General features: G+C 46.7%; 15 protein-coding genes and 14 pseudogenes. 18 read left to right on the top strand and 11 right to left on the bottom strand.

The window, feature by feature from the left end:
* Nucleotides 1-42: 42 nt before the first annotated feature.
* The 3 genes and pseudogenes from MN084_RS16060 to MN084_RS16050 form a co-directional block, all read right to left on the bottom strand.
* A pseudogene (locus tag MN084_RS16060) lies at nt 43-273 on the bottom strand (hypothetical protein); the annotation flags it as partial.
* A gap of 382 nt (nt 274-655) precedes the next feature.
* Nucleotides 656-1,228, bottom strand: a pseudogene (locus tag MN084_RS16055) (ISL3 family transposase).
* Nucleotides 1,229-1,269: 41 nt separating this feature from the next.
* Complete coding sequence (locus MN084_RS16050) at nt 1,270-1,629, bottom strand: helix-turn-helix domain-containing protein (protein WP_241085792.1); 360 nt, start codon at nt 1,627-1,629, stop codon at nt 1,270-1,272.
* A gap of 260 nt (nt 1,630-1,889) precedes the next feature.
* Between MN084_RS16050 and MN084_RS16045 the strand changes: the two are divergent.
* Nucleotides 1,890-3,017 (top strand): annotated as a pseudogene (locus MN084_RS16045) (IS256 family transposase); the annotation flags it as partial.
* A gap of 400 nt (nt 3,018-3,417) precedes the next feature.
* A protein-coding gene (locus MN084_RS16040) for an IS3 family transposase (protein WP_330178173.1) occupies nt 3,418-4,505 on the top strand; the annotation gives its coding sequence in 2 pieces (ribosomal slippage) (nt 3,418-3,670 and nt 3,670-4,505; 1,089 coding nt in all).
* A gap of 189 nt (nt 4,506-4,694) precedes the next feature.
* Here MN084_RS16040 and MN084_RS16035 read toward each other — a convergent pair.
* The 4 genes and pseudogenes from MN084_RS16035 to MN084_RS16020 all read right to left on the bottom strand — a co-directional run.
* A pseudogene (locus MN084_RS16035) lies at nt 4,695-4,958 on the bottom strand (IS3 family transposase); the annotation flags it as partial.
* A gap of 211 nt (nt 4,959-5,169) precedes the next feature.
* Nucleotides 5,170-5,478: a hypothetical protein gene (locus tag MN084_RS16030; RefSeq protein WP_241085795.1), complete on the bottom strand. Its 309-nt coding sequence runs from the start codon at nt 5,476-5,478 to the stop codon at nt 5,170-5,172.
* Between the two features lie 21 nt (nt 5,479-5,499).
* The gene (locus MN084_RS16025) at nt 5,500-6,246 is read right to left on the bottom strand and encodes a transposase (protein ID WP_330178172.1); all 747 of its coding nucleotides are present in this window, start codon (nt 6,244-6,246) and stop codon (nt 5,500-5,502) included.
* An 863-nt stretch (nt 6,247-7,109) separates the two neighbouring features.
* Entirely contained in the window at nt 7,110-7,382 is a 273-nt protein-coding gene (locus MN084_RS16020; protein ID WP_330178572.1) for a hypothetical protein, read from the bottom strand.
* On the opposite strand from MN084_RS16020, the pseudogene MN084_RS16015 reads away from it, so the two are divergent.
* The 3 genes and pseudogenes from MN084_RS16015 to MN084_RS16005 all read left to right on the top strand — a co-directional run.
* Nucleotides 7,367-8,387: pseudogene (locus MN084_RS16015) on the top strand (IS3 family transposase); the annotation flags it as partial. The gene MN084_RS16020 and the pseudogene MN084_RS16015 overlap by 16 nt on opposite strands.
* A 195-nt stretch (nt 8,388-8,582) precedes the next feature.
* Nucleotides 8,583-9,044, top strand: coding sequence for a transposase (locus MN084_RS16010; protein WP_241085798.1), 462 nt, complete (start codon nt 8,583-8,585; stop codon nt 9,042-9,044).
* Nucleotides 9,045-9,176: 132 nt separating this feature from the next.
* Entirely contained in the window at nt 9,177-9,404 is a 228-nt protein-coding gene (locus MN084_RS16005) for a transposase (protein ID WP_241085799.1), read from the top strand.
* A gap of 332 nt (nt 9,405-9,736) precedes the next feature.
* Here MN084_RS16005 and MN084_RS19970 read toward each other — a convergent pair.
* Nucleotides 9,737-10,124: pseudogene (locus tag MN084_RS19970) on the bottom strand (transposase); the annotation flags it as partial.
* Nucleotides 10,125-10,326: 202 nt separating this feature from the next.
* Between MN084_RS19970 and MN084_RS16000 the strand changes: the two are divergent.
* Both MN084_RS16000 and MN084_RS15995 read left to right on the top strand, forming a co-directional pair.
* Nucleotides 10,327-11,661 (top strand): UDP-glucose dehydrogenase family protein, encoded by a 1,335-nt coding sequence (locus tag MN084_RS16000; protein ID WP_241085800.1) that lies wholly within the window; start codon nt 10,327-10,329, stop codon nt 11,659-11,661.
* A pseudogene (locus tag MN084_RS15995) lies at nt 11,658-12,146 on the top strand (GDP-mannose 4,6-dehydratase); the annotation flags it as partial. The gene MN084_RS16000 and the pseudogene MN084_RS15995, both read left to right, overlap by 4 nt.
* Before the next feature lie 7 nt (nt 12,147-12,153).
* Here the strand turns inward: MN084_RS15995 and MN084_RS15990 are convergent.
* Nucleotides 12,154-12,505: pseudogene (locus tag MN084_RS15990) on the bottom strand (IS30 family transposase); the annotation flags it as partial.
* A 302-nt stretch (nt 12,506-12,807) separates the two neighbouring features.
* Here MN084_RS15990 and MN084_RS15985 point away from each other — a divergent pair.
* Nucleotides 12,808-12,852 (top strand): annotated as a pseudogene (locus MN084_RS15985) (hypothetical protein); the annotation flags it as partial.
* An 82-nt stretch (nt 12,853-12,934) separates the two neighbouring features.
* On the opposite strand, the pseudogene MN084_RS15980 reads toward MN084_RS15985, so the two are convergent.
* A pseudogene (locus MN084_RS15980) lies at nt 12,935-13,339 on the bottom strand (transposase); the annotation flags it as partial.
* Nucleotides 13,340-13,460: 121 nt separating this feature from the next.
* Here MN084_RS15980 and MN084_RS15975 point away from each other — a divergent pair.
* The 8 genes and pseudogenes from MN084_RS15975 to MN084_RS15945 all read left to right on the top strand — a co-directional run bounded on the left by MN084_RS15975 (nt 13,461) and on the right by MN084_RS15945 (nt 22,289).
* On the top strand, nt 13,461-13,607 hold the full coding sequence (locus MN084_RS15975; RefSeq protein ID WP_241085801.1) for a hypothetical protein: 147 nt from the start codon (nt 13,461-13,463) through the stop codon (nt 13,605-13,607).
* 93 nt (nt 13,608-13,700) lie between these two features.
* The gene (locus MN084_RS15970; protein ID WP_241085802.1) at nt 13,701-15,131 is read left to right on the top strand and encodes a mannose-1-phosphate guanylyltransferase/mannose-6-phosphate isomerase; all 1,431 of its coding nucleotides are present in this window, start codon (nt 13,701-13,703) and stop codon (nt 15,129-15,131) included.
* A 208-nt stretch (nt 15,132-15,339) separates the two neighbouring features.
* On the top strand, nt 15,340-15,597 hold the full coding sequence (locus MN084_RS15965; RefSeq protein ID WP_241085803.1) for a transposase: 258 nt from the start codon (nt 15,340-15,342) through the stop codon (nt 15,595-15,597).
* Nucleotides 15,598-16,074: 477 nt separating this feature from the next.
* A pseudogene (locus tag MN084_RS19965) lies at nt 16,075-17,171 on the top strand (IS701 family transposase).
* Nucleotides 17,172-17,394: 223 nt separating this feature from the next.
* Nucleotides 17,395-18,293: pseudogene (locus MN084_RS15960) on the top strand (transposase).
* Nucleotides 18,294-18,413: 120 nt separating this feature from the next.
* Nucleotides 18,414-19,352: a UDP-glucuronic acid decarboxylase family protein gene (locus MN084_RS15955; RefSeq protein ID WP_241085805.1), complete on the top strand. Its 939-nt coding sequence runs from the start codon at nt 18,414-18,416 to the stop codon at nt 19,350-19,352.
* 4 nt (nt 19,353-19,356) lie between these two features.
* Nucleotides 19,357-20,031 (top strand): acylneuraminate cytidylyltransferase family protein, encoded by a 675-nt coding sequence (locus MN084_RS15950; RefSeq protein ID WP_241085806.1) that lies wholly within the window; start codon nt 19,357-19,359, stop codon nt 20,029-20,031.
* Nucleotides 20,031-22,289, top strand: coding sequence for an N-acetylneuraminate synthase family protein (locus tag MN084_RS15945; protein ID WP_241085807.1), 2,259 nt, complete (start codon nt 20,031-20,033; stop codon nt 22,287-22,289). Before MN084_RS15950 ends, MN084_RS15945 begins: the two co-directional genes overlap by 1 nt.
* A gap of 245 nt (nt 22,290-22,534) precedes the next feature.
* Here MN084_RS15945 and MN084_RS15940 read toward each other — a convergent pair.
* Nucleotides 22,535-22,732, bottom strand: a pseudogene (locus MN084_RS15940) (integrase core domain-containing protein); the annotation flags it as partial.
* Nucleotides 22,733-22,798: 66 nt separating this feature from the next.
* Here MN084_RS15940 and MN084_RS15935 point away from each other — a divergent pair.
* Both MN084_RS15935 and MN084_RS15930 read left to right on the top strand, forming a co-directional pair.
* Nucleotides 22,799-23,879: pseudogene (locus tag MN084_RS15935) on the top strand (IS3 family transposase).
* A gap of 1 nt (nt 23,880) precedes the next feature.
* Complete coding sequence (locus MN084_RS15930; RefSeq protein WP_330178171.1) at nt 23,881-24,687, top strand: hypothetical protein; 807 nt, start codon at nt 23,881-23,883, stop codon at nt 24,685-24,687.
* Nucleotides 24,688-24,803 lie beyond the last annotated feature (116 nt).

Below are 24,803 nucleotides of genomic sequence, written 5' to 3'. Positions count from 1 at the left end.
ATTATCGACAATTTTCGCCTTGACTCGGAAGATTTCAGCTCGTCATCCGTCCGATCCAGAATTAATCAGAGGCTCCCTAAATTTGTCAACGCGTGAGAAAATACGACGAAATCCTTTCAAGCGATAGAATAATCTTTCCACCCCATTGCATTTTTTATACATCTCTTTGTCATATTCCCACATGGCCAGCCAACTTCTCTTCGGCGGGACAACGAGAACCATGCCTGGATCAAATACCAATTGCTGGGTTTCATCACCTTCATAGGCCTTGCCTATAATCAGCTTTATCATCAGTTTGTTCGGAGTTATTGTCAAAAGTGGGCAAAGCGGCAAGAATGCTCAATCGCAATTTTTCTATTTAAATACCCACCCATCCGACTCCCCAGATAGTAGGCGTTGTATTTTAACCTCTCGGCGAAATAGGAAGCTAGAAATACTAGTGGATTTAGATTGTAAGTGCATCACCTGTATTTTTCAGAAAGACTTCGTTGGGTGTCTGATAATTGAGGTATTTCCGAAGTCGATTCGTTGAGCTTTTCCACCACAGTTGCAAGCATTAGATCAGTGACCTTTCACCAATCGATTCCTTTAGAAAGATAATGACGTAGCAGCCCGCTGGTATTTTTGGCTCTTCCTCTAATCAAGAGGGTAAGTATCACCCAACCGCTCCCCCAGGATAAAAATTCAGCCCTCCAAGGTGGAAGTAGATTGCATTGGCAAACCGCTCCTTGTTGCGGAAGCCTCTGCTACGCACCTTGATCATCTTGATTCGGCTGTTGAGGCCTTCTGCCGGACCATTACTTACTTCCAAAACAACAGCGTTCAATATTTCCCACAGATGATCCTTGATTGTTCCCGCCACTTTCTTGATTGGCTCCAGGCCACTGCGCACTGCCCATGACAACCACCGCTCCCAGCTTTTCCTTCCCCATGTCTTGCTGGCATAGTAGTAAACTCTTGATCGCCCAGGCACGGGCAGTCTTCAGCGTGAAGCCACGTAGCGCCTTGAACCGTAATTCCTGTCTGCGCGTCATACTCTCCGGGTTGCAGAGCCAGTCATACTGGCTGCCTTTAAGGTCCTCATAGCCATCAGCGCTTTGTGTTCTTGGCGGCCTACCTTGTCCACTGCCTCACCGAGGTATTTGGCGACATGGCATTTACTAAAGATAATCTTCTCTTCAGCCCTAGGCAGGCTTTCCAGTATAGCATTGATAAAGGCTGGCCACATATCCATGAAGACATTCTCTATCGCTTCTCGTTGCTCCTCTGCTAGACTTTCGTATCATGCTTTGAGCATCGCCTTTTTGCCGTCACTGCCCCGTGTAGTACTCTACCTGCATCCTGGTCTGATAAGACTGTTACATAATCATGGTGTTTCTTGAAGGCCGTATCATCAATACCTATACGTGTTGAGCTGATCTCTGTTCTACGTGCCAGTCCTCGCTTGACCGCTCGCTGCATAATTCCATCAATGGCACTCCAACTCAGCCCCATCAATCGGGAGACTGCCGAGATGGATGCCTCTTTCAACAAATCGATCACCAGCACTTCAAACATTGCAGTAAATCCAGAGCCCGGTTTCGCCCAGGAAACTGACACGGTGACCACCCCATGTTCTTCATACTTCACTCTGGGCGCATCTGCTACCAGAATAGTTTTGTATTGGCGGGTATCCAGGTGCCGCCAGCGGCGCTTGCGTGAGTCATAGCCCGGTGAGATCTACCCAGAGATTAAACAACACTGCTTGGCACCTGCCTCTTGTTCAACCTGTACCGTTACCTCTCTGAGTTATAACTGAAAGTGTTGTTTGAAGGGAATTGAAAAAAAGCGGGGTATCTGGTTGATTTGTTGTTGCGAGACATCAAAACAACCATTGGAGATACGCCACCATGAGTAAGAATAACGTTGTTAAGCTGGCAGTTCGAGATACGATTATCGATCCGCTGACAGAGTTGCCGAGAAGCGGTGCAGAGCAGTTGATCTACCAGGCGGTGGAGGCCGAGCTGCTGGAGCTGTTGGCGGAGCACGTCGAGCGACGGACAGAGGATGGCAAGGTGGGTGTGGTGCGTAATGGTCACCTGCCAGCTCGTAAACTGCAGACAGGATTAGGGCCGGTCACGGTCAAGATCCCCAAAGTTCGCGCGAAGACCGGCGAGCCGGTGACGTTCCGATCAGCTCTGGTGCCGCCGTATGTACGCAAGACGAAGTCACTGGAAGCGGCGCTGGCGTGGCTCTACCTGAAGGGGATTTCCAGTGGAGAGATGGGTGAAGCCCTGAAAGTGCTTGTGGTTCCGGATGCAACAGGCTTGTCGGCCGGCAGGGTATCGCGTCTGAAGCAGGTCTGGGCAGAAGAATATCGGAGCTGGTGCGAGGAGCGCCTGGATAAGGGTCATTGGGTGTATGTGTAGGTAGACGGTGTCTACAGCGGACAGAGAACAGAGCAGACGAAGCTGTGTGCCCTGGTGGTGATCGGCGTGAATGAGCGTGGTGAGAAGCATTTTCTGGCAATTGAGGATGGTGTACGGGAGTCCACACAGAGCTGGCGGGAGGTACTGTTGAAACTGAAGTCACGCGGACTGACCCCGCCAAAATTGGCGATCGGTGACGGTGCCATGGTATTCCGGGCTGCGCTGTAGGAAGTGTATCCGGAGACGCGCCAGCAGCGCTGCTGGATGCACAAGACCATGAACGTGCTGAACTGCCTACCAAGGTCAGCTCAGCCGAAAGCGAAGCAGGCACTGCATAACATCTGGCAGTCGGAGACCCAGGTCGATGCGGAAAAGGCCTTTGATCTGTTTATCAGAACGTATGAGCCAAAGTATCCGAAGGCTGCCATCTGTCTGCACAAAGACCGAGAGGAACTGATGGCTTTCTATCAATTTCCTGCGCAGCACTGGCAGAGCATTCGGACCAGCAACCTGATTGAATCCACCTTCGGGACAATCCGCCATCGAACCAAGCGTTCCAAGGGCTGCCTATCGCGTGATGGCATGCTACACATGATGTTCAAACTCGGCCTATCTATTTAGGTCAGCTTTATGGGCAGACATTAACAATCTGAATAAGCCCAGAGAAAAAGGAAAAGCCTCCTGAGGAGATCTTCCGGGGGTTTTTTTATGCACAGCGGTCGCGACTATTCGAGCGTCTGGATAGAGCTGCTGCTGACCCGCCCCTGGTCTGTCTCTCGTGCCTGCTCCTGCATGCAGCTTCGCCAATCAGGCATCTGTTGGATATCAACCGCCTCTTTTCTGAAGTAAATTCAGATAAAAGTGACGGGGCATACTGGTTTAGGAAGCGTGCCCAAACTCTGAAAACCGCAATTCACTGCCAATACCGAGCGACTCTCGGTAATCTCCCCGGGAAGTAGCTGACGCCAAAAGTAGAATTTTCTCGTAATATGAACGCAGGAGATTCTGCATGAAGACATCAAGATTCAAGGACAGCCAGATCTTTGCTATTCTCGAGCAGGCTGAGACTGTCACACCAGTTTCCGATCTGTGCCGGGAGCATGGCATGAGCAGTGCCACCTTCTACAAGTGGCGCGCCAAATACGGCGGCATGGACGCCTCTCTCATGAAGCGTATGAAGGAACTCGAGGATGAGAACTGGCGACTCAAGAAGATGTACGCTGAGACCAAATTAGAGGCGGAGATGGTCAAGGAGGCCCTGGCAAAAAAGTGGTAAGGCCATCTCGTCGCAAGGAGATGGCCAGGATCGCAGCTACGCAGAATGGCGTGTCGGTACGCCTGGCTTGTCGTGCATTCTGTATCAGCGAGACCTGCTATCGCTATCAGGCCAAGCATTCGAGCGACAACGCACTGATTGCAGATTGGTTACTCCGATTGACGATGACCAATCGAACCTGGGGTTTCGGGTTGTGCTACTTGTACCTGCGCAATGTGAAGGGTTACCCCTACAATCATAAACGTGTATACCGCATATACAGGGAGTTTGAGCTGAACTTGCGGATCAAGCCCAAACGTCGATTGAAGCGCGACGTGCCGGATGCGCTAGCTGTACCTCGTCAAATTAACATCATGTGGTCGATGGATTTTATGCATGACAGCCTGGCCGATGGCCGTAGCTTCAGGACGTTCAATGTCATCGACGACTACAATCGTGAGGGGCTGGGTATTGAGGTGGACTTCTCGTTACCGGCAGTGCGTGTCATTCGTGCACTGGAACAGATCATCGAGTGGCGAGGCAAGCCAAATTCCATTCGCTGCGACAATGGCCCCGAACTAATCAGTGGTCAACTGATGGAGTGGGCAGAGAAACAATGGATTAAGTTACACTATATCCAGCCCGGCAATCCGCAACAGAATGCGTACGTGGAGCTTTTTAACAGAACAGTTCGACATGAATGGCTGAACCAGCATCTCTTTGAGTCGATCGAGTATGCCCAGCACACCGCCACTCAATGGTTGTGGCGCTACAATACAGAGCGGCCAAACATGGCCATTGGAGGAATAACACCGTATCAGAAGTTGGCGCAAGCCGCATAAGCTCTACTTTTGTGCGCAGCTAAAAATGGGGGGGTTACCGTGTATCTGGCGGTGCAGCAAGCATCAAAAAAATGGACCATGCCGATTCGCAATTGGAAACCAGCACTGAATAGATTTATGATTGAATTCGAAGAACGCTTGGCGGAGTACATTTAACCTGGGCAGTTACACGGAAATCGTTACACCTTCGCGTATGTTTTTACCAATGGGCATAATCATCGGTATTCTTGATCGTATTATCTTCTTGCGTTTTTTTAGTCCTCAGTTGAAGACCTTCTTCGTTATAGACTCGGTAGGTCCGCTTCTTGTTTTTCACAAGCCTCTCGCCTCTCAGGAGGCCATGTAAAAACAAATAACCATAACTTGGATGCTTCTTGCCAGCTCAAGTAACCGTTTGCGTAGAGGCTCATCTTTTCCCCATTGAGTAACGTACCGAAAAGCGGTTCTACTTAGTCGACCCTGAAATATTTATTCCAGGCACTTAATAATACTGTTGTTTCTATTTTGCAAACAGGAACAGCAGTATGGACATGATATTTTTCAGCACAATAAAGAACCTCCCTCATCCATTTTCTGAAGTTGAAGGCAGCCGCCGCCATAAGCAAGTTAATCTGATCCACGGCAAAGCCTTTAAGAAAGTTCCTTTTTAGCCTGTGGTCACTTTTTAAGTGACCACAGGCTCAATGCCAGCTCGTCTTCTGAAACGTTTTCTAGCTAATGCCATGGCTTCTCCTGAGGTATTCTTCCTAGCAGCCTTTGGCGTTACTATCTGGGTGTCATTAACCTTTGATTTGCCCCGATAACCTCGATCAGCAATACCCACTTTGGGTACTCGATTGATGAGACGTTTCACCTGTGCCAAGACCTCAGCGTCCCTTGTGGTGGTGATTGATGCCTTGGTGCCAAACTCATAACGCTGGTGGGCCTTGCCTTTGCTCATACAGTAAACATGAGATTCATGTAGGCTGTACAACTTATTTTTATCAGCACGCTTCTAATTCAGCATGCGCTGGTACAGGGCGAACTTTTCTGCATAGAATTTCTGTTGTTCTCCGGTCATCTTACGCTGTATTTCACGCAGTAATCGGCCGCTGATGGTCTTTAATCGCTTGACGGCCTTACGTGCCTTTTTACGATTCCTCGGATGTGTGGCAAATCGGGTGGGGAGCTTGAGAATTTTTACTTCCTTCTCATGGCTTCGACTGAGCACGATACCTTCTGCTCGGGCCATCTTGAGTAACTGCCCGTGTATCTTTCGGTACTGCTTTGCATCAGTTGGAAAGGTAATATTTTTCTCTTGTACGGTAGTGTCGATACACATTTCATCTTCGATCGCCTTTTCTTGATGTAAGGCGATAGAGGCAGCCAGGACCTTTTCAAAACCTTCGTTGCCAATACGCTTTCTGAAGTAAGTCAGGTCGGAGGGGTCACAAGGAAGTTGCCATTGGAATTCGATCTCACCCGTAAAACTCTGGTAGTAGGAATTTTGTATCCAGCGTTGAATCAGAACCTCGTCACTGAGGTCTTCCAGATGCTTGAGTATCGAGAGATCCACCATTAGGCAGATCGGTTTTGAGGGCTTTCCAAGATGAGAGTAAAGCGGGGCAAATTCAGCATCAAAATATGACCAGTCTATCTGTCTGGCCAGTAGCAAAAGTGGATGCTTGGGGTTCAGCTGATCCAGTAAGTTCTGGTGCAGGAAACTTTGCTGGTTGGGATTGTCTGTCTTGGCTTTGCTCAATTATCCACCTCTGTTTCGTCCAGTTTTTCTCTGCTTTTACCGCTTTCACAGACGTTTATTTTATCAAATTTAGACGCTTATTTTATATAAATTATTGCGTTATGAATATTTCAGGATCGACTAGTTAAGATTGATATTATATGACGCAATATAATAATCGGTACCGTCCAGCCATGGTAAAGGGAACCTCTAAAAAACCGACAAAAGCCAATAGTCTCTAGCAAACCTGGAGAGTCCGGTATCTTCACGCTCATTTTTCTGGCAACAATCCATATACATGGCTTGCTTTATCCGGCCAGCTACACGAATCGATGCATGTTGCAAACCAAATTTATCATACCAATCTTCCCGCTGGCCTAGCTTGCCAGATGCTACGCACCAGTCGATTGGCCTGCTGGGCAAACACGTGCTCAACTCGAGCCAGAACTCTTGATCGTTTTCAGTTTGCCTCTTGCTCCCGTTCATTCAAAGGGCGTTTGCGTGCCGCGCTTGCGATGAATATGACTGCGGTAATGCGCGCCCGGTAAAGCGGCTTCCCGTTCTACACTGCGGTAAGCAGAATCGGCCCAGACGCTGCCATTACTGTTGTTCTCATCCCGCAGTTCCTCGAAGACCCGGCTATCTCATCAACTTCTGCTGATGTGATGGCGTACTTGCGAATGACCTTGTGCTTCCGGTCTATGCTGATGTGGTTTTTGTGCCCATAGCGGGTTTGCCATGCTTCATGGTCCAGCGGTCTTCAACATTCTTCTGGCGGCGTTTGTTATCGCTCCACGCCTCAGGGCTATCCCCGTTTTGATCTGCCTATTTTCCTCTCGTGTATTACGTTGCCTGGGCACTGGAACGATAGCGGCATCTACAATCTATCCCTTGCGAGCACTGAAGCCTGCTGCATCAATCTGGATCAACGGCTCTGAAAAGAGTTTATCAACAAGGCCCCGTTCTTTTAGGCGCTCATGATATACCCAAACCGTTTTAGCATCGGGTACCTTATCCTCCGGGCTTAGCTCAAGAAAACGACCTCCTCCCTGAAAACCGTACCGATCTAAATTAGAGAATTCTGGCGGATCCGTTAAGCTGAAAGCAGGAAGACGAGCCATTCTGATTCGCATTGCGCTAGGCAGAAACGGGAACACGGATTTCAGAGGTCTGTCGCAAGATGGGGATATCGGACGCGACGCTTTATTGGAAAAAGAAGTTTGGAGGTTTAGACGTTTCAGAGCGACGGAGCTTACGTCAACTAGAGGACAAAAATCGTCGTCTATAAAGCAGATGCTTCAGGATATCGTGCGAAAAAAGCGCTGAAGGCTGCCAAGCGTCGACGTTTGATTATTTTTCTTCAGGACAGTTACCGGGTTAGCAACCGCCGGGCCTGTACAGTCATTCAGATGAGCCGCAGCAATTATAGCTACAAAAACAGGAAGCATGATGATCCGGCTTTACGATCCCGGATATGCGAAATTGCCAAAGACCGTGTTCGTTATGGCTATCAACGCATTCACATTCTATTGCAGCGTGAAGGCTGGCGGATAAATCATAAGCGTGTGTTGCGCATATATCGTGAGGAGGGCCTGAATCTAAGGCGCAAACGACCAAGGCGTCGAGTTGCCGCTGCACACCGGATGGACAGGCCGGAGCTCTCTCATATTGATCAGTGCTGGAGTATGGATTTTGCCGCCGATCAACTGTTCAATGGGCGACGAATCAGAGCGTTAACTGTGGTCGATGATTTGAGCCGAGAATATGTTGCTATTGCGGTTGATCGTGCTATATAAAGAGGAACAGATTGTAGATGTTATGGAGCAATTACGGCTCTATAATAAGCGTAAGTCCTTGAGGATTCAAGTCGATAATGGCCATGAATTTATTTCGAAGGCCCTTGATCAGTGGGCGTATGAGAATAAAGTAACGTCAGACTTTTCGCGGCAGGGAAAGCCAGCAGATAATGCGTTTATTGAGTCGTTGAATGGGAGTTTTAGGGATAAATATTTAAATACCATTGGTTTTTGTCACTGACAAGATGCGCAAAAAAAATTGAAAGCTGGCGCCATGATTACAATACATTCCGACCCCATGCATCACTGGAAAATTTGATGCCGGATGAATTCTGGGAGAAGCACTTTAAGGCCGAACTTTTCTAAGAATGCCCGGTACAGTTTTTTGTAAGGGCTCTAAGGGAGACCCGCTGCCAAAGCTGGAAAGGACCGTATATTGGGAGGTTTTTCGGGTATTGTTTGGCTCAGTTTATAAAAATAGTGATCCCAGTAAAGGTAGGCATCCGCCTTGCTATGCAGTACGGATGTTCAAGGTGTTGCATATACAGCATTTATTCAAAAATGAACGATGATCAAACAGAGTTCCAAATTCGGGATCGCTATGGCTTTTGTCGTTTCTTTGGGCTAAGTTGGAATGCCATTGATGGAATTATGCAGCGAGTAGTTAAGCGAGGACTGGCACGTAGAACAGAGATCAGCCCAACACGTATAGGTGTTGATGAGATGGTCTTCAAGAAATGCCATGGTTATGTAACAGTCTTATCAGGCCAGGATGCAGGTGCAGTGTTATACGTGGGCAGTGACCGCAAGGCAACGCTCAAAGCATGGTACGAAAGTCTGGCAGAGGAGCAGCAAGAAGCGATAGAGAGTGTCTCCATGGATATGTGGCCAGCCTTTATCGATGCCATACTGGAAAGCCTACCTAGGGCTGAAGAGAAGATTGCCTTTGGTAAATGCCATATCGCCAAGTACCTCGGTAAAGCGGCAGACAAGGTACACGCCGCCAAGAGCACAAAGCTCTGAAGGTTATGAAGACCTTAAAGGCCGCCAGTATGACTGGCTCTACAACCCTGGAGAATATGACGCGCAGACAGAAATTGCGGTTCAAGGCGCTATGCCAGCAAGACATGGGGAAAGAAAGGCTGGGAGCGGTAGTTGCCATGGGCAATGCGCAGTCGCCTGGAGCCAATCAAGGATCATCTGTGGGGAATATTGAACGCTGTTGTTTTGGAAGTAAGCAATGGTCCGGCAGAAGGACTCAACAGCCGAATCAAGATGATCAAGGTGCGTAGTAGAGGTTTCCGCAACAAAGAGCGGTTTGCCAATGCAATCTACTTCCACCTTGGAGAGCTGAATCTTTGTCCTGAGGGAGTGGTTGAGTGATACTTACCCTCTCGATTAGGGGAAGAGCCAACAAGCAATGGAAATGTCTGAGCCGATTCTACTTACCGCAGTCAGATTCATCGCACGTCGACACGCAAACGCCCCCTGAATGAACGGGAGCAAGAGGCAAACCGAAAACGATTAAGAGTTCGGGCTCGAGTTGAGCACGTGTTTGCCCAGCAGGCCAATCGACTGGTGCGTGGCATCGGGCAAGTCAGGGCCGGTGTGAAGATACCGGACTCTCCAGATTTGCTAGAGATCTATTGGCCTTTATCGATTTTTTGGAAGTTCCCTTTACTATCACAAGCCAGACTTATCCAGCATTATTCTCACACATATTGTGCAAGATTGGGAGTGTTCCCGTATTGGTGATGGATCTTGCTTCCGGGCGCTTTTTTAGAAGCCCGAAGCGTCAATGTGTCGTCAATTGCAAAGTGAACCATGTTGGTCCTCACTACTCTCAGTGTGAATCGAATAAATTGCCGTACTAAAGCCAACCATGACCATCTGCCATTCTGTAACCATTTGTAGTGACTGGTCCAATGGTTTCACATACCCGGCATCAAATAGGCATCAATTATAAAACCCGTAGGGGTAAGCATCGAGCCAATAAGCAACTCTAATGAAAGTACCTGCAGATCTTAAGGGTAGCGCTTTGCATAAAAATGTTATCCAATGGAATAGTTTGCGGGGGATATTACTGTATCCTGTTGCGTTCATAGCGGTCTCCAAAAGCTCTATTTTCTTCTGAAGGAAACTCGTGCCTTGCATAACTTTTCAAAGGCGCTAAGTTATGCGTGAACTTCTGTTATTTCAAGCTTTTTATGCAGTTTTCGGGTTTTATCCTCCTGAAACTCTGAATGCGTAATTACGGGAAAATAAACCCTATTATTAATTCTTCACTGTGAATTTTGGGTAACTAATGAAAGTAACAATTTTTGGCTCGGGTTATGTTGGCTTGGCGACGGGTGCATGTCTTGCTGAAGTCGGCAATGACGTTATCTGCATGGACGTGGATAGCAATAAAATCGATCTACTTAACAAAGGCCATATCCCGATCTATGAGCCGGGATTGGAGCTAATGGTTGAACGGAATGCTCAGGCCGGAAGGCTTCGCTTTACAACAAATCCAAAAGAAGCCATAGAGCATGGCCTGTTCCTGTTTGTCGCCGTGGGGACACCTCCAGACGACGATGGCTCTGCTGATTTGCAATACGTATTAGTTGTCGCGGAGACTATTGCCGAACATATAGATGGTTACCGAGTTGTGGTGGATAAGTCCACGGTGCCGGTCGGGACTGCCGATAAAGTCAAAGCCAGAATTCAGGGTATTTTGAAGCAACGTGGTCAATCAATTGAGTTCGATGTAGTTTCGAATCCTGAATTTCTCAAGGAAGGGGCGGCTCTTGATGACTTCATGAAGCCCGACAGAATCGTTGTTGGAACCGATAATCCAAGAGCCACGGAGTTACTAAAAGAGCTCTATGCACCGTTTAACCGTAATCACGACCGTCTCGTTACTATGGATATCCGTTCGGCAGAGCTGACCAAGTATGCGGCAAATGCTATGCTAGCCACCAAGATCAGTTTCATGAATGAGTTGGCTAATCTGGCTGAGCGTCTGGGTGCAGATATTGAGCAGGTGAGGCATGGGATAGGCTCTGACAGCCGTATCGGCTACTCATTTATCTACCCCGGATGTGGCTATGGCGGCTCCTGTTTTCCAAAGGATGTCAATGCGCTGGAGCGTACTGCCGATGAGGTAGGCTATCAGGCCCAGCTCCTGCAAGCAGTGGAAGCAGTCAATGCACGTCAGAAAGAGGTGTTATTCCAAAAAATCAAGGCACATTTTGGTGGTGAACTTAATGGCAGGATTATCGCTTTGTGGGGCCTGGCTTTCAAGCCCAATACAAACGATATGCGGGAAGCGTCTAGTCGTGTGCTAATGGAATCGCTTTGGAAAGCAGGGGCTGTGGTCCGAGCATATGATCCTGAGGCGATGAATGAGTGTCGGCGTATCTATGGAGAGAGGTCAGAATTAGTATATTGCAACGGTCCCGAGAAGGCATTGGAAAGAGCCGATGCTCTGGCGGTGGTGACTGAGTGGAAACTGTTTTGTAGTCCAGATTTTGGCAAGATAAAACAATTACTTAGTGAGCCGGTTATCTTTGATGGCAGGAATCTTTACGATCCTGACCAAATGGATCGGGAAGGGTTTACTCACTATGCCATCGGTAGAGGAAAGATCATCTCATGAAGGCTCTTGTCACCGGTGCTGCCGACTTTATTAGTTCGGCATTGACGCTACGTCTTTTGGAGAGAGGCGATGAGGTTGTAGAAATCGATAATCATAATGATTATTACGATCCGGGCGTTGAAAGAAGCCCGTTTGGCCCGTCATGCTGATCACCGAATTATACCTCTCTTCGGGTAGATTTGGCCAGTGACAGCGTTTTTTCCTCTCGTAAGTCTAACGGGGTCGTAAATCTTGCCGCACAGACAAGGGTCCGCTATTCATTGGAAAAATCCGATGGCCTATTATAGATTCTAATTTGGTCGGCCTTGGCTATGTCCTGGAAGGTTGCCGACACAACGGGATTGAACATCTGGTCTATGCATCTTCAAGCTCAGTCTATGGCAGCAATACCAAAATACCATTTTCGGTGCATGATAACGTCGACCATCCTGTCAGCCTCATATGCCTCCACAAAAAAGGCCAGTGAGTTGATGGCGCATAGCTATTGTAGATTCAAGGGGTCGGTGCAACACCGTCATTTAGTTTATCTGCAGGAGTGGCGAAGTCCTAATGTTTTTCTCGGTCGTTGATTGAGTTTTTTCGCCACGCGATCTAAGTGTACCTGAGAGTAAATCGATAAGTCTGTTTTCTTCGGAAAGTACTGCCTCAATAGCCGATTTGTATTTTCATTGGTCCCTCTTTGCCATAGACTTTGTGGGTCACAAAAGTAGACTTTTGCATCTGTCGCCATAGTAAATTTCTTGTGACCGGCAAGTTCCATCCCCCTATCCCAAGTTAATGCCTGTACCAGCTTGTCTGAAAGTTTTTTAACCTGTTTCGTGAGTACGGAAACAACCGAATTAGTCGACCCTGAAATATTCATAACGCAATCATTTATATAAAATAAGCGTCTAAATTTGATAAAATAAACGTCCGGGAAAGCAGTAAAAGCAGAGAAAAACTGGACGAAACAGAGGTGGATAATTGAGCAAAGCCAAGACAGCCAATCCCAACCAGCAAAGTTTCCTGCACCAGAACTTACTGGATCAGCTGAACCCCAAGCATCCACTTTTGCTACTGGCCAGACAGATAGACTGGTCATATTTTGATGCTGAATTTGCCCCGCTTTATTCTCATCTTGGAAAGCCCTCAAAACCCATCCGCCTAATGGTGGGTCTCTCGATACTCAAGCATCTGGAAGACCTCAGTGACGAGGTTCTGATTCAACGCTGGATACAAAATTCCTACTACCAGAGTTTTACGGGTGAGATCGAATCCCAATGGCAACTTCCTTCGGAACCACAAGCACTTTCAGGGCTTCACCCATCTCTCCACTGGAAATCCCCTTCAAGTAGAGCCACGGCAGTGCCGCTTCCAGTGACTTCGTCTTGCGTACATACGGCGGCACCAGAGCTGATCGGAACGTCACCGGCTCGCCGGTCTTCGCGCGAACTTTGGGGATCTTGACCGTGACCGGCCCCAATCCTGTCTGCAGTTTACGAGCTGGCAGGTGACCATTACGCACCACACCCGCCTTGCCATCCTCTGTCCGTCGCTCGACGTGCTCCGCCAACAGCTCCAGCAGCTCGGCCTCCACCGCCTGGTAGATCAACTGCTCTGCACCGCTTCTCAGCAACTCTATCAGCGGATCGATAATCGTATCTCGAACTGCCAGCTTAACAACGTTATTCTTACTCATGGTGGCGTATCTCCAATGGTTGTTTTGATGTCTCGCAACAACAAATCAACCAGATACCCCGCTTTTTTTCAATTCCTTTCAAACAACACTTTCAGTTATAACTCTAGGACTGATGGCTTAAGTGCTAAATTTCCAGATTGGCGTTACAATCCCTGAGGATCGCATAAAAGAACCAGAAATAAGCTTGAATGTTGAGACGCTTGGTGATGAAGCGCTGATGCAAAACCAAACAGATAAATTAAGAGAACTGATAAAAGTGGATGTTTGAGCAGTATTGCTGCTGGAATGTTGAAAGGTCTTAATTCCTTCTCTTGCTAATACTAGGAGGGGTAAACAAAATTTAATAGCTATACATATCGCGATGATAAATATCAACTCTATAAAAGCAGTTATTCTGGCGGGTGGCAGCGGCACGCGTCTCTGGCCGCTATCTCGACTGCAACTCCCTAAACAATTCCTACGGCTACAAGGTGAAAGGACACTTCTTGAATCGACTGTCGAGCACTTGTCGCCCCTTATCTTGCCTAGCGATGTATTGGTCGTCACGGGCGTAGAACATGCGGAGGGAGAAGCTTATAACAGCTTGCGCCCCTACCAGACATTGCTGGAACCTGTGGGCCGTAATACAGCACCTGCGATTGCCTTGGCAGCCGCTTGGTTGCAAAATCATGGTGACGGTGAAGATCCCATTATGGTAGTCCTGCCGGCTGATCATATCATCAAGCAGACTGAGGCTCTTCAGGATGCATTACGGAAGTCCGTGGATTTAGCGAAAGAGGGTAAACTAATAACATTTGGGATAAAGCCCACACGTCCAGATACGGGATATGGATACATTAAGGTAAGGGATCAATTCGCAACTAATGGTGCTATGGAGACGCTGCCTGTAGAGCAATTCACTGAAAAGCCTAGCCAGACACGTGCTGAACAATTTATGTCAGAAGGCAATTACTACTGGAATTCCGGTATATTCGTATGGCAAACGTCGACCATTCTAGCAGAGATAGAGGCCCATCTCCCCGACGTTTACTCCGTTCTGAATGAGATACGTACTACCTGGAGGGAGAGTGACAAGTTACAGGATTCCATCAACCGTCACTTTTCCACCATGCCTAATATCAGTATCGATTATGGAGTGCTTGAAAAGAGCACCAACGTGTCACTTATCCCTTGTGAGTTGGGGTGGTCAGATGTTGGTAGCTGGGATACTGTGCATGAAATTGCTGAACATGATGATGCAGGAAATGCTGTACAAGGGTACACTATCGTAAAGGATTGTCGAAATTCGCTTATTCATAGCAACAACCGCTTGGTTGCAGCTGTGGGTGTGCAGGATGTCTGTATCGTAGAAACAGCTGACGCGGTTCTGATTACAAAAAGAGGAGAATCCCAGCGCGTTCGTGAGATTGTTGATGAACTGAAGAAGGCCAACGCGCAAGAACGTGTATTACACTTAACGGTACAGCGCCCTTGGGGGCAATACACGGTTCTTGAAGAGCTACCCGGTTTCAAAATGAAACGGATTACTGTGAATCCCGGTGGTTGTCTCAGTCTGCAGTGTCATCAGCATCGTTCGGAACATTGGGTTGTTATATCCGGTACTGCATCAGTTACTCAGGAAGGCGAGATCATCACCGTGACAAAGAACCAAAGTACCTATATTCCGATTGGTGTGAAACATCGTTTGGAAAACCGGGGTAAGATCCCCCTTGAAATGATTGAAGTACAGGTCGGTGAGTACTTGGGTGAAGATGATATTGAACGATTTGAAGACAATTACGAACGCCGTTAGTTAGATCCGGACAATATAGCATAACTCTTTAGATATTATTGCTCTAAATACGCTATATTTAGATATAATAGTGCTCTAAAAACGAATCATAATTGACCAAAAGCCATGCATCTGTGATGCCGATATCATAGCCATAGACAAATCCCCCTCGCCAGCTTTTATCGTTTTCTTGGGCTAAGCCCGGAAGAATGTTGAAGCCCACTGGACCATGAAGCATAGCAAAACCCACTATAGGGTACAAAACCACATCAGAATAGATCGGAAGCACAAGGTCATTCGCAAGTACGCCATCACATCGGCTGAAGTTCACAATAGCCAGGTCTTCGAAGAACTGCTGGATAAGACCAATAATAATGGCAGTGTCTGGGCCGATTCTGCTTACCGCAGTGCAGAACGGAAGATCTGCTTTACCAGATGCAAATTACCGTATTCATCGCAAGTCGACACGGAAACGCCCTCTGAATGAACGGAAGCAAGAGACAGACCGAAAACGATCAAGAGTTCGGGCTCGAATTGAGCATGTGTTTGCCTAGCAGGCCAATCGACTAGTGTGTAGCATCGGGCAAGCTAGGGCTGGCGTGAAGATACCGGGCCTCCTGATTTGCTAGAGCCTATTGGCCTTTGTCAGGTTTTTAGAGGTTCCCATATAAGCCAAATAGGGTGGTTAATCTGGCGGCACAGTCAGAGCTACGCCAAGAGATGGACCCCCAGTAGTTGGAAGGGATAGGGAAAGTTATTGTGCAAGGGTAGGTGCAGAAGATGAGAGGGTTAGTCTCATGGACTGAACAAGGATTACAAATCAGTCGCAGAATAGGGAGATTTCAGCCATCAGACACCGACTCGTGAATTGATCAGATGATCCTTAAAATATATACGCAAAAATATTGTCAAGTGCTTTTTTACAATAATTGAGTAATCACAACTAGAGCTTCTGGAAACCGTTATGAACGCAACAAGATACGGTAATATCCCCCACGAACTGATCCATTGGATAATATTGTTGTGCAAAGCGCCACCCTTAAGATCTGCCGGTGCTTTCATTGAGTTACCTATTGGCTCGACGCTTACCCCTACGGATTTTGTTACTGATGCCTATTTGATGCTGGATACGCGAAACCATTGGACCAGTTACTACAAATGGTTACAGAATGGCAGATGGTCATGGTTGACCTTAGCACGGTCATTTGTCCGACTCATACTGAGAATAGTGAGGACCATGCAATTGGCGACACATTGACGCTCCGGGCTTCTAAAAAAGCACCCAGCAACAAGATCCATCACCGACACGGGAACAAACCTGATCTTGCACAAGGTGTGTGAGGGCAATGCTGGATAAGTCTGGCTTGTATAGTAAAGAGGGAAGGTGGTGAGGCAATAGCATTTGCCCCTACTATCCCGCCTGATACCGAGTGCAGACAATACAGGGAAATTGGTAACGGCATATACGTTGGTCCGGGCTGTTTACCGATTATTTCAGGGGTTAAAGGTAAGAGTTCTGGTGGATAGCTGGTTTATTGAATCAATGAAACAGCGCGGGTTTGATGTTGTCGGGCAGGTTTGTAGAGATACTCATCTATATGAAGAACTGCCAAAGAGAAAATGAGGTTAACACGGGCGATCCCGTAAGCATGGTGAAAAATATACACCCAAACGAATTGCTCATTTTGAACGGATGGAGGCAATTCTGCGGTTGTATGGGCGATCACAGGAAGAAATCATCAAGATCTAGGGAGAACCCTGGTCAATTGAATCGATGTTTAATCAACTGAAGCTTTCTTGGAGTATGAAGGAAGCGTGGCAGCAGACAGGGCAAACCCTACATCGCTGGATTCATTTAACGATGGGGGGTATAGCCTGGTGCAGTTGCTGGGGTTGTTGAACGACAATTGTGTTCAGCAGTTGTGCGGTCATTCACACTGGCGGCGGGATAATCCAATAACAGCAGGGCAAATTCGTAAGAGGCTCGTAGCCATTTTTCGCCATGTTGCTGTAAAGGAGTGCTGGGGTCGTGAATGCAAAAAATTCGAGCCGCCAAATTGACTGGGAAGTGAATATGCAGCGAGATATGAGCTTAGCTACTTGTAATCAGCGGCAGAAAATCATAGAGGGTTCCGAACTCGAATAGCTGATAGCGACTTGAAGTGGCTGGGTCGCTCTAAAGAGTTATAACTGAAAGTGTTGTTTGAAGGGAATTGAAAAAAGCGGGGTATCTGGTTGATTTGTTGTTGCGAGACATCAAAACAACCATTGGAGATACGCCACCATGAGTAAGAATAACGTTGTTAAGCTGGCAGTTCGAGATACGATTATCGATCCGCTGACAGAGTTGCCGAGAAGCGGTGCAGAGCAGTTGATCTACTAGGCGGTGGAAGCCGGGCTGCTGGAGCTGTTGGCGGAGCACGTCGAGCGACGGACAGAGGATGGCAAGGCGGGTGTGGTGCGTAATGGTCACCTGCCCGCTCGTAAACTGCAGACAGGATTGGGGCCGGTCCACGGTCAGATCCCCAAAGTTCGCGCGAAGACCGGCGAGCCGGTGACGTTCCGATCAGCTCTGGTGCCGCCGTATGTACGCAAGACGAAGTCACTGGAAGCGGCGCTGGCGTGGTTCTACCTGAAGGGGATTTCCAGTGGAGAGATGGGTGAAGCCCTGAAAGTGCTGGTGGTTCCGGATGCAACAGGCTTGTCGGCCGGCAGGGTATCGCGTCTGAAGCAGGTCTGGGTAGAAGAATATCGGAGCTGGTGCGAGGAGCGCCTGGATAAGGGCCATTGGGTGTATGTGTGGGCAGACGGTGTCTACAGCGGACAGAGAGCAGAGCAGACGAAGCTGTGTGCCCTGGTGGTGATCGGCGTGAATGAGCGTGGTGAGAAGCATTTTCTGGCAATTGAGGATGGTGTACGGGAGTCCACACAGAGCTGGCGGGAGGTATTGTTGAACCAGCAATTCCGATTGAATCCACCTTCGGGACAATCCGCCATCGAACCAGGCGTTCCAAGGGCTGTCTATCGCGTGACGGCATGCTACACATGATGTTCAAACTCGGCCTGTGTGCCGAGAAGACGTGGAGACGATTACGGGGTTTCGATTACCTAGCGAAGGTGATAACCGGAATCAAATTTAAAGAGGGTGTTGAGGTAGCAGGAGTCGATCAGGTCGCCGCTTGATTCAACTGGCTAAACACCAGATTTGACTATAACTCCGCTCTAAACTCTAGTAATCACAATTACAGAGAATGTACTGAATAGTTATGCTCTAACCAATAATCGTGGAGGATCAGAGATAGCATGAATAAAATATTGGTAAGTGGTGGAGCGGGTTTTTTGGGGTCTCATCTATGTGAGAGACTTCTACATGAAAACAATGAAGTATTATGCATAGATAACCTATTTACAGGTGAGAAGAAGAATATTGTTCACCTTTTTGATAATCCTTATTTTGAATTTTTACGGCACGACGTGACATTTCCTCTCTACGTTGAAGTAGATAAGATTTACAATTTGGCTTGTCCGGCAAGCCCAATTCATTACCAGTACGATTCGGCGCAAACAACTAAAACAAGCGTCCTTGGTGCGATCAATATGCTGGGACTTGCAAAACGTACGGGGGCTCGTATCCTGCAAGCATCAACCTCGGAGGTATATGGTGATCCTGAAATACACCCGCAGCCAGAATCCTATTTTGGTAATGTAAATCCTATAGGTGTCCGTTCTTGCTATGATGAAGGTAAGCGCTGTGCTGAAACACTATTTTTTGACTATTATCGCCAGTATGGTATCGATATTAAAGTTGTCCGTATATTCAATACATATGGACCAAATATGAACCCGGATGATGGGCGTGTCGTGAGTAATTTCATTGTTCAGGCGTTAAAAGGGAAGGATATTACAATTTACGGTGATGGACAGCAGACACGTAGTTTTTGTTATGTTGATGAATTGGTTGATGGATTGATACGAATGATGCGATCAGATAATGGTTTTACTGGACCGGTTAATCTTGGTAATCCCTTTGAGTTTACTATTCTTGAGTTGGCTGAGATGATAATTAAAATCACAGGTAGTGCATCTACAATAATAAACAAACCATTGCCATCTGATGATCCAAGACAACGTCAACCAGATATTTCTTTGGCTAAGGATAAATTAGAATGGGAGCCAATAGTAAAATTGGAGGATGGTTTAAAGGATACAATTGAGTATTTCAAGGAACTAATTAAAAAGTGAGTACATGTTGAAATTACAGCCAGAAATAGTTGCTCTTATACCGTTGCGTGGCGGATCAAAAAGTATCCCCAAAAAAAATATCAAACACATAGCAGGGAAACCTTTGTGTGCCTGGGTGCTAGAAAGAGCTGTAGCATGTGAGGCTATTAACCATGTTTATGTGTCTACTGACTCGGACGAAATTGCTCGGGTTGTTGGTGATTTGTGTATGGGAATAAATATTATGCATCGTCCTGCTGAAATGGCTACCGATGAAGCATCTACTGAGTCCGTGATGTTACATTTCGCTGAGAGAGTTAATTTTGATATATTGGTAACTATTCAGGCAACCTCGCCTCTGTTAAGAGCGAAACATCTTGATGACGCAATAAAGCAGTTCTCTGATGACGGGTTGGAATCAATGCTGAGTGCAGTCAGAGCAACACGTTTCTTCTGGAATGATGATGGGATCCCTATCAATTATGACCCATTATTTCGTCCGCGTCGCCAGAATTTTCGTGGAACTTTTATGGAGAATGGAGCCTTTTATCTGACTCAGCGCGCGATACTGGAAAAGTACCGGTGCCGACTCGGAGGGAGAATTGGCGTGTTTGAAATGCCCAAAGAAACAGCTCTCGAAATAGATGAGCCTAGTGACTGGGACACTATTAAGAAATTGCTTTCGCAGGTAGATGAATAATGATAATTGAGCGTAGCTTTTCAGGATACGTGGTTTTCTCAGAAGATACAATTTTGAATGCGCTGAATAAGATTAGTGAAAACAAAGAGAGACTTATTTTCGTGGTATCGGAATCAGGTAATCTTGAAGGTGCGTTGTCTGATGGAGACCTCCGACGCTGGCTTATTAGTACACCGGATATTAATCTACAGAAACCAATTCGTGAAATCATGAACACAGATATTCGTTGGGCCAGTATGGATGATAGCCCTGAGGATATAAGCCAATTAATTGAAGGAAAATACACTGCAATTCCTCTAGTTGATGCGAATAAACGGATGATCGCAGTAGCCTTTTGTCGCCATGGGGAAATTGAAATTGCCGGTCGAATTATCAGTAAAAACTCACCAGTTTTCATTATAGCTGAGATTGGTAATAATCATAATGGAAGTCTTGAAAGAGCAAAATTACTCATTGATGAAGCAGTTTCATCGAGTGCAGACTGCGCTAAATTTCAGATGCGTAGCATGGATCAGGTTTATAAAAATAGTGGCAGTACTGAGGATGATAGTGCTGACCTGGGTGCACAATATACACTTGATTTATTGTCGAAGTTCCAATTGAGCGATGAGCAATTATTCGAAGCATTCGACTACTGTTATGAGAGAGGGATAATCCCACTTTGTACTCCGTGGGATGAAGAATCTCTCGCTAAACTTGAAGACTATGGGCTCCAAGGTTACAAACTTGCATCCGCAGACTTCACTAACTATAAGCTTATATCGGCTATTGCACAAACTAGGAAACCTTTTTTTTGCTCCACTGGAATGTCTACTGAGCGAGAAATTATCGATGGAATAAGTAAGCTCAAGAGCTTGGGGGCACCATTCGTGCTTCTGCATTGTAATTCCACTTACCCAGCTCCCTTCAAAGATATCAATCTGAAATACATGCTCCATTTAGAGCAGCAAGGTCAGTGTTTGGTGGGTTACTCTGGCCACGAAAGAGGTATCAATGTTGCGATTGCCGCCGTTTCCCTCGGTGCTAGAGTGGTCGAGAAACACTTTACCCTCGATCGCAATATGGAAGGTAATGATCATAAAGTGAGCTTACTACCGAATGAGTTTTCCAGGATGGTAATTGGAATACGTCAGATTGAAAAAGCACTGGGCACTGTCGATGAGCGTAAGCTTACACAGGGTGAAATGATGAACCGGGAAAATCTGGCCAAAAGTCTTGTGGCATCAGTAGACATCCAAGCTGGTGCTACGATAACCGAGAATATGATTGAGGTAAGGAGTCCAGGACAGGGTTTACAGCCAAACAGAAAGAATGAGTTGATTGGTTGTGTCTTGCCTACGGCTAAGAAGATCGGTGATTTTTTCTTTTCTAGTGATATAGGCACAGCTCGTACGCAGGCAAAGGACTATGAGTTCCCTCATAAATGGGGTGTGCCTGTACGTTATCATGACATGATGAAGATGTTAGAGATGTCTAATATGGACCTCCTGGAGATTCACCTTAGTTATAAAGATATGAGTCTTGATTTTAAAAAATATATTAAGGTGCCTATCGATGTTGGTTTGACTGTGCACAGCCCCGAGCTATTTGAAGGCGACCATACTCTCGACCTTTGCTCGCTTGATGATACTTATCGAAAACGATCAGTTGTTGAAATGCAACAAGTGATTAATCTCACAAGAGAATTGTCTGAGTCATTTAATAATCAACTGCCAACTTGCATTGTTACTAATGTGGGTGGATTTAGCCATGATAGCCACATTGAGGTTGCACAAACTCTCGATCTTTACAACTTGCTTAAAGATAGTTTCTCTGAATTGGATATGGATGGTATTGAAATCATTCCTCAAACCATGCCTCCATTTCCATGGCATTTCGGCGGACAGCAATTTCATAATCTGTTTGTTGATGCGGAAAGTATTGTTCAATTCTGCAAGAAGAACTCTATGAGAGTTTGTCTCGATACATCTCATTCTAAACTCGCCTGTAATCACGGCAACTGGTCTTTTACCGATTTTGTTCGAAAAGTAGCGCCCTACACTGCCCATATGCATTTGGCGGATGCCACAGGGGTTGACGGGGAAGGGATCCAGATTACTGATGGCGAGATTGATTGGTTAGCCTTTGCTGATTTGGCCGTGGATTTGATGCCAAATGCTACGTTTATACCGGAAATATGGCAGGGGCATAAGAACAATGGTGAGGGTGCATGGATTGCTCTTGAGGGCCTAGAACGATATTTCAAGAAAGTAAGTTAGGTGCCAACCTATGACAAGTGTCTGTAGCGCGTCGCATGAACTGCGAACGCGGGACATTTAACTGACGAACGCCGATCATGGAGCCTGTAAAGTTTTCTGTGTTGAAATGCTGAAATGCCCCCATTCTATGGCCACTTGGCTTGTTAGGTTCTCCGCATTTCACGTAATCCAAAATACGCCATCTCTGGCGTGACGTAGTGTTATGAACTGTGGGGTCGCCGCTCATTATATCGGCAACGCCACTATTCAATAACAACTCTGGCTTCGGTCAGGCTACCAAATATCTCTGCATTTAAACACTCCTTGCGGAAAGTGCCGTTGAAGCTTTCATTGCTGCCATTTTGCCAGGGTTTTCCCGGTTCAATATTGGCTAGCTTAATATCATCCTTTTCCAGTTCCTCGCGCAGTACGAAGGCCAACAGCTCAGCTCCGTTGTGACCTTTCCCCCAGAAATAGAGCCATGACAAGGATGAGATTTCCAATTAGTCTGTGTATTAGGAGATCTCAACATGAAGAAGAAGCGTTACAGAGAAGAGCAAATTATTGGTGCCATCAAGCAGCATGAGTCAGGGGTAAAAGTTGATGACATTTGTCGTCAGTTCGGCATTTCAACCGGGTGCTTTTATAACTGGTGAAGTAAGTACGCCGGGATGGATGTCTCAGAAGCCAAACGGCTCAAAGAGCTTGAAAGCGAAAACAACAAGCTTAAGAAGTTACTTGCCGAGAAAATGCTTGAAGCTGAGGCGATGAAGGATGTGCTATCAAAAAAGTGGTAAAGCCTGCTGATAGAAAACAAATCGTGAGCTACCTTAAGTCGCGGTTCAAATTAAGTGAGCGTAGAGCTTGCCAATTAGTAGGCTTAAGTAGAACCGCTTTTCGGTACGTTACTCAATGGGGAAAAGATGAGCCTCTACGCAAACGGTTACTTGAGCTGGCAAAAAAGCATCCGAGTTATGGTTATTTGTTTTTGCATGGCCTCCTGAGAGGAGAGGGGGGCTTGTGAAAAACAAGAAGCGGACCTACCGAGTCTATAACGAAGAAGGTCTTCAAGTGAGGACTAAAAAACGCAAGAAGATAATACGACCAAGAATGCCAATGATCATGCCCATTGGTAAAAATATACGCTGGTCAATGGATTTTGTCAGTGATCAGTTGGCTAATGGTCGCCGCTTTCGAGTATTTAATGTGATTGATGATTACTCAAGAGAAGTTATTGGCCAGCTCTCTGACTTCTCGATCAATGGTCACCAGGTCGCTCGTTTTTTAACTCAGGTGATTGAGCTAAGGAGTGCTCCGGATCAAATAATCTGCGACAACGGTACTGAGTTTACTAGCAAGGCGATGTTCTACTGGCAAAAAGAAAGTGGCGTTAAGCTAGGTTTTATTCAGCCAGGTAAGCCTACTCAGAATGCGTTTGTAGAAAGCTTAAACGGTAAATTCAGAAATGAATGCTTAAATCAGCATTGGTTCAGGTCCATTGATGACGCTAGACATGAAATTGATCAATGGCGAGAGCACTACAATCACGTGCGGCCTCATAGCGTATTAAATTATTTGTCACCTGTGGCCTTTGTGAATAGGGCCGCTTAGAATGAATTATCTCATCCAAGTCTTGGTATTAAGATGGGGGGAAGGTCATGCCTCTATCGCCTTACATCAAGAAAAGGCGATCGAAGATGAAATGTGTATCGACACTACCGTACAAGAGAAAAACATTACCTTTCCAACTGATGCAAAGCAGTACCGAAAGATACACGGGCAGTTACTCAAGATGGCCCGAGCAGAAGGTATCGTGCTCAGTCGAAGCCATGAGAAGGAAGTAAAAATTCTCAAGTTCCCCACCCGATTTGCCACACATCCGAGGAATCGTAAAAAGGCACGTAAGGCCGTCAAGCGATTAAAGACCATCAGCGGCCGATTACTGCGTGAAATACAGCGTAAGATGACCGGAGAACAACAGAAATTCTATGCAGAAAAGTTCGCCCTGTACCAGCGCATGCTGAATCAGAAGCGTGCTGATAAAAACAAGTTGTACAGCCTACATGAACCTCATGTTTACTGTATGAGCAAAGGCAAGGCCCAGCAGCGTTATGAGTTTGGCACCAAGGTATCAATCACCACCACAAGGGACGTGGGCATTGTGATTGGTGCCCTGGCTTTTGAGAAGAATGTATTTGATGGTCACACCGTACCTGAGGTCTTGGCACAGGTGAAACGTCTCATCAATCGAGTACCCAAAGTGGGTATTGCTGATCGAGGTTACCGGGGCAAATCAAAGGTTAATGACACCCAGATAGTAACGCCAAAGCCTGCCAGGAAGAATACCTCAGAAGAAGCCATGGCATTAGCCAGAAAACGTTTCAGAAGACGAGCTGGCATTGAGCCTGTGGTCACTTAAAGAGTGACCACAGGCTAAAAAGGAACTTTCCTAAAGGCTTTGCCGGGGATCAGATTAACTTGCTTATGGCGGCGGCTGCCTTCAACTTCAGAAAATGGATGAAGGAGGTTCTTTTT

This window comes from Candidatus Vondammii sp. HM_W22 (genome assembly GCF_022530855.2).
Classification (GTDB): domain Bacteria; phylum Pseudomonadota; class Gammaproteobacteria; order Chromatiales; family Chromatiaceae; genus Vondammii.
The sequence above is the reverse complement of the archived record's forward strand: the minus strand, read 5'-3'. Positions and strand labels throughout refer to the sequence as shown.

Excerpts from the sequence above, each read along its gene's own strand:
- MN084_RS16010 (WP_241085798.1), top strand. The coding sequence starts at position 8,583 with ATGAACGATGATCAAACAGAGTTCCAAATTCGGGATCGCTATGGCTTT.
- MN084_RS16000 (WP_241085800.1), top strand. The coding sequence starts at position 10,327 with ATGAAAGTAACAATTTTTGGCTCGGGTTATGTTGGCTTGGCGACGGGT.
- MN084_RS15965 (WP_241085803.1), top strand. The coding sequence starts at position 15,340 with ATGAAGCATAGCAAAACCCACTATAGGGTACAAAACCACATCAGAATA.
- MN084_RS15950 (WP_241085806.1), top strand. The coding sequence starts at position 19,357 with ATGTTGAAATTACAGCCAGAAATAGTTGCTCTTATACCGTTGCGTGGC.
- MN084_RS15930 (WP_330178171.1), top strand. The coding sequence starts at position 23,881 with ATGAATTATCTCATCCAAGTCTTGGTATTAAGATGGGGGGAAGGTCAT.
- MN084_RS15955 (WP_241085805.1), top strand. The coding sequence starts at position 18,414 with ATGAATAAAATATTGGTAAGTGGTGGAGCGGGTTTTTTGGGGTCTCAT.
- MN084_RS15945 (WP_241085807.1), top strand. The coding sequence starts at position 20,031 with ATGATAATTGAGCGTAGCTTTTCAGGATACGTGGTTTTCTCAGAAGAT.
- MN084_RS15970 (WP_241085802.1), top strand. The coding sequence starts at position 13,701 with ATGATAAATATCAACTCTATAAAAGCAGTTATTCTGGCGGGTGGCAGC.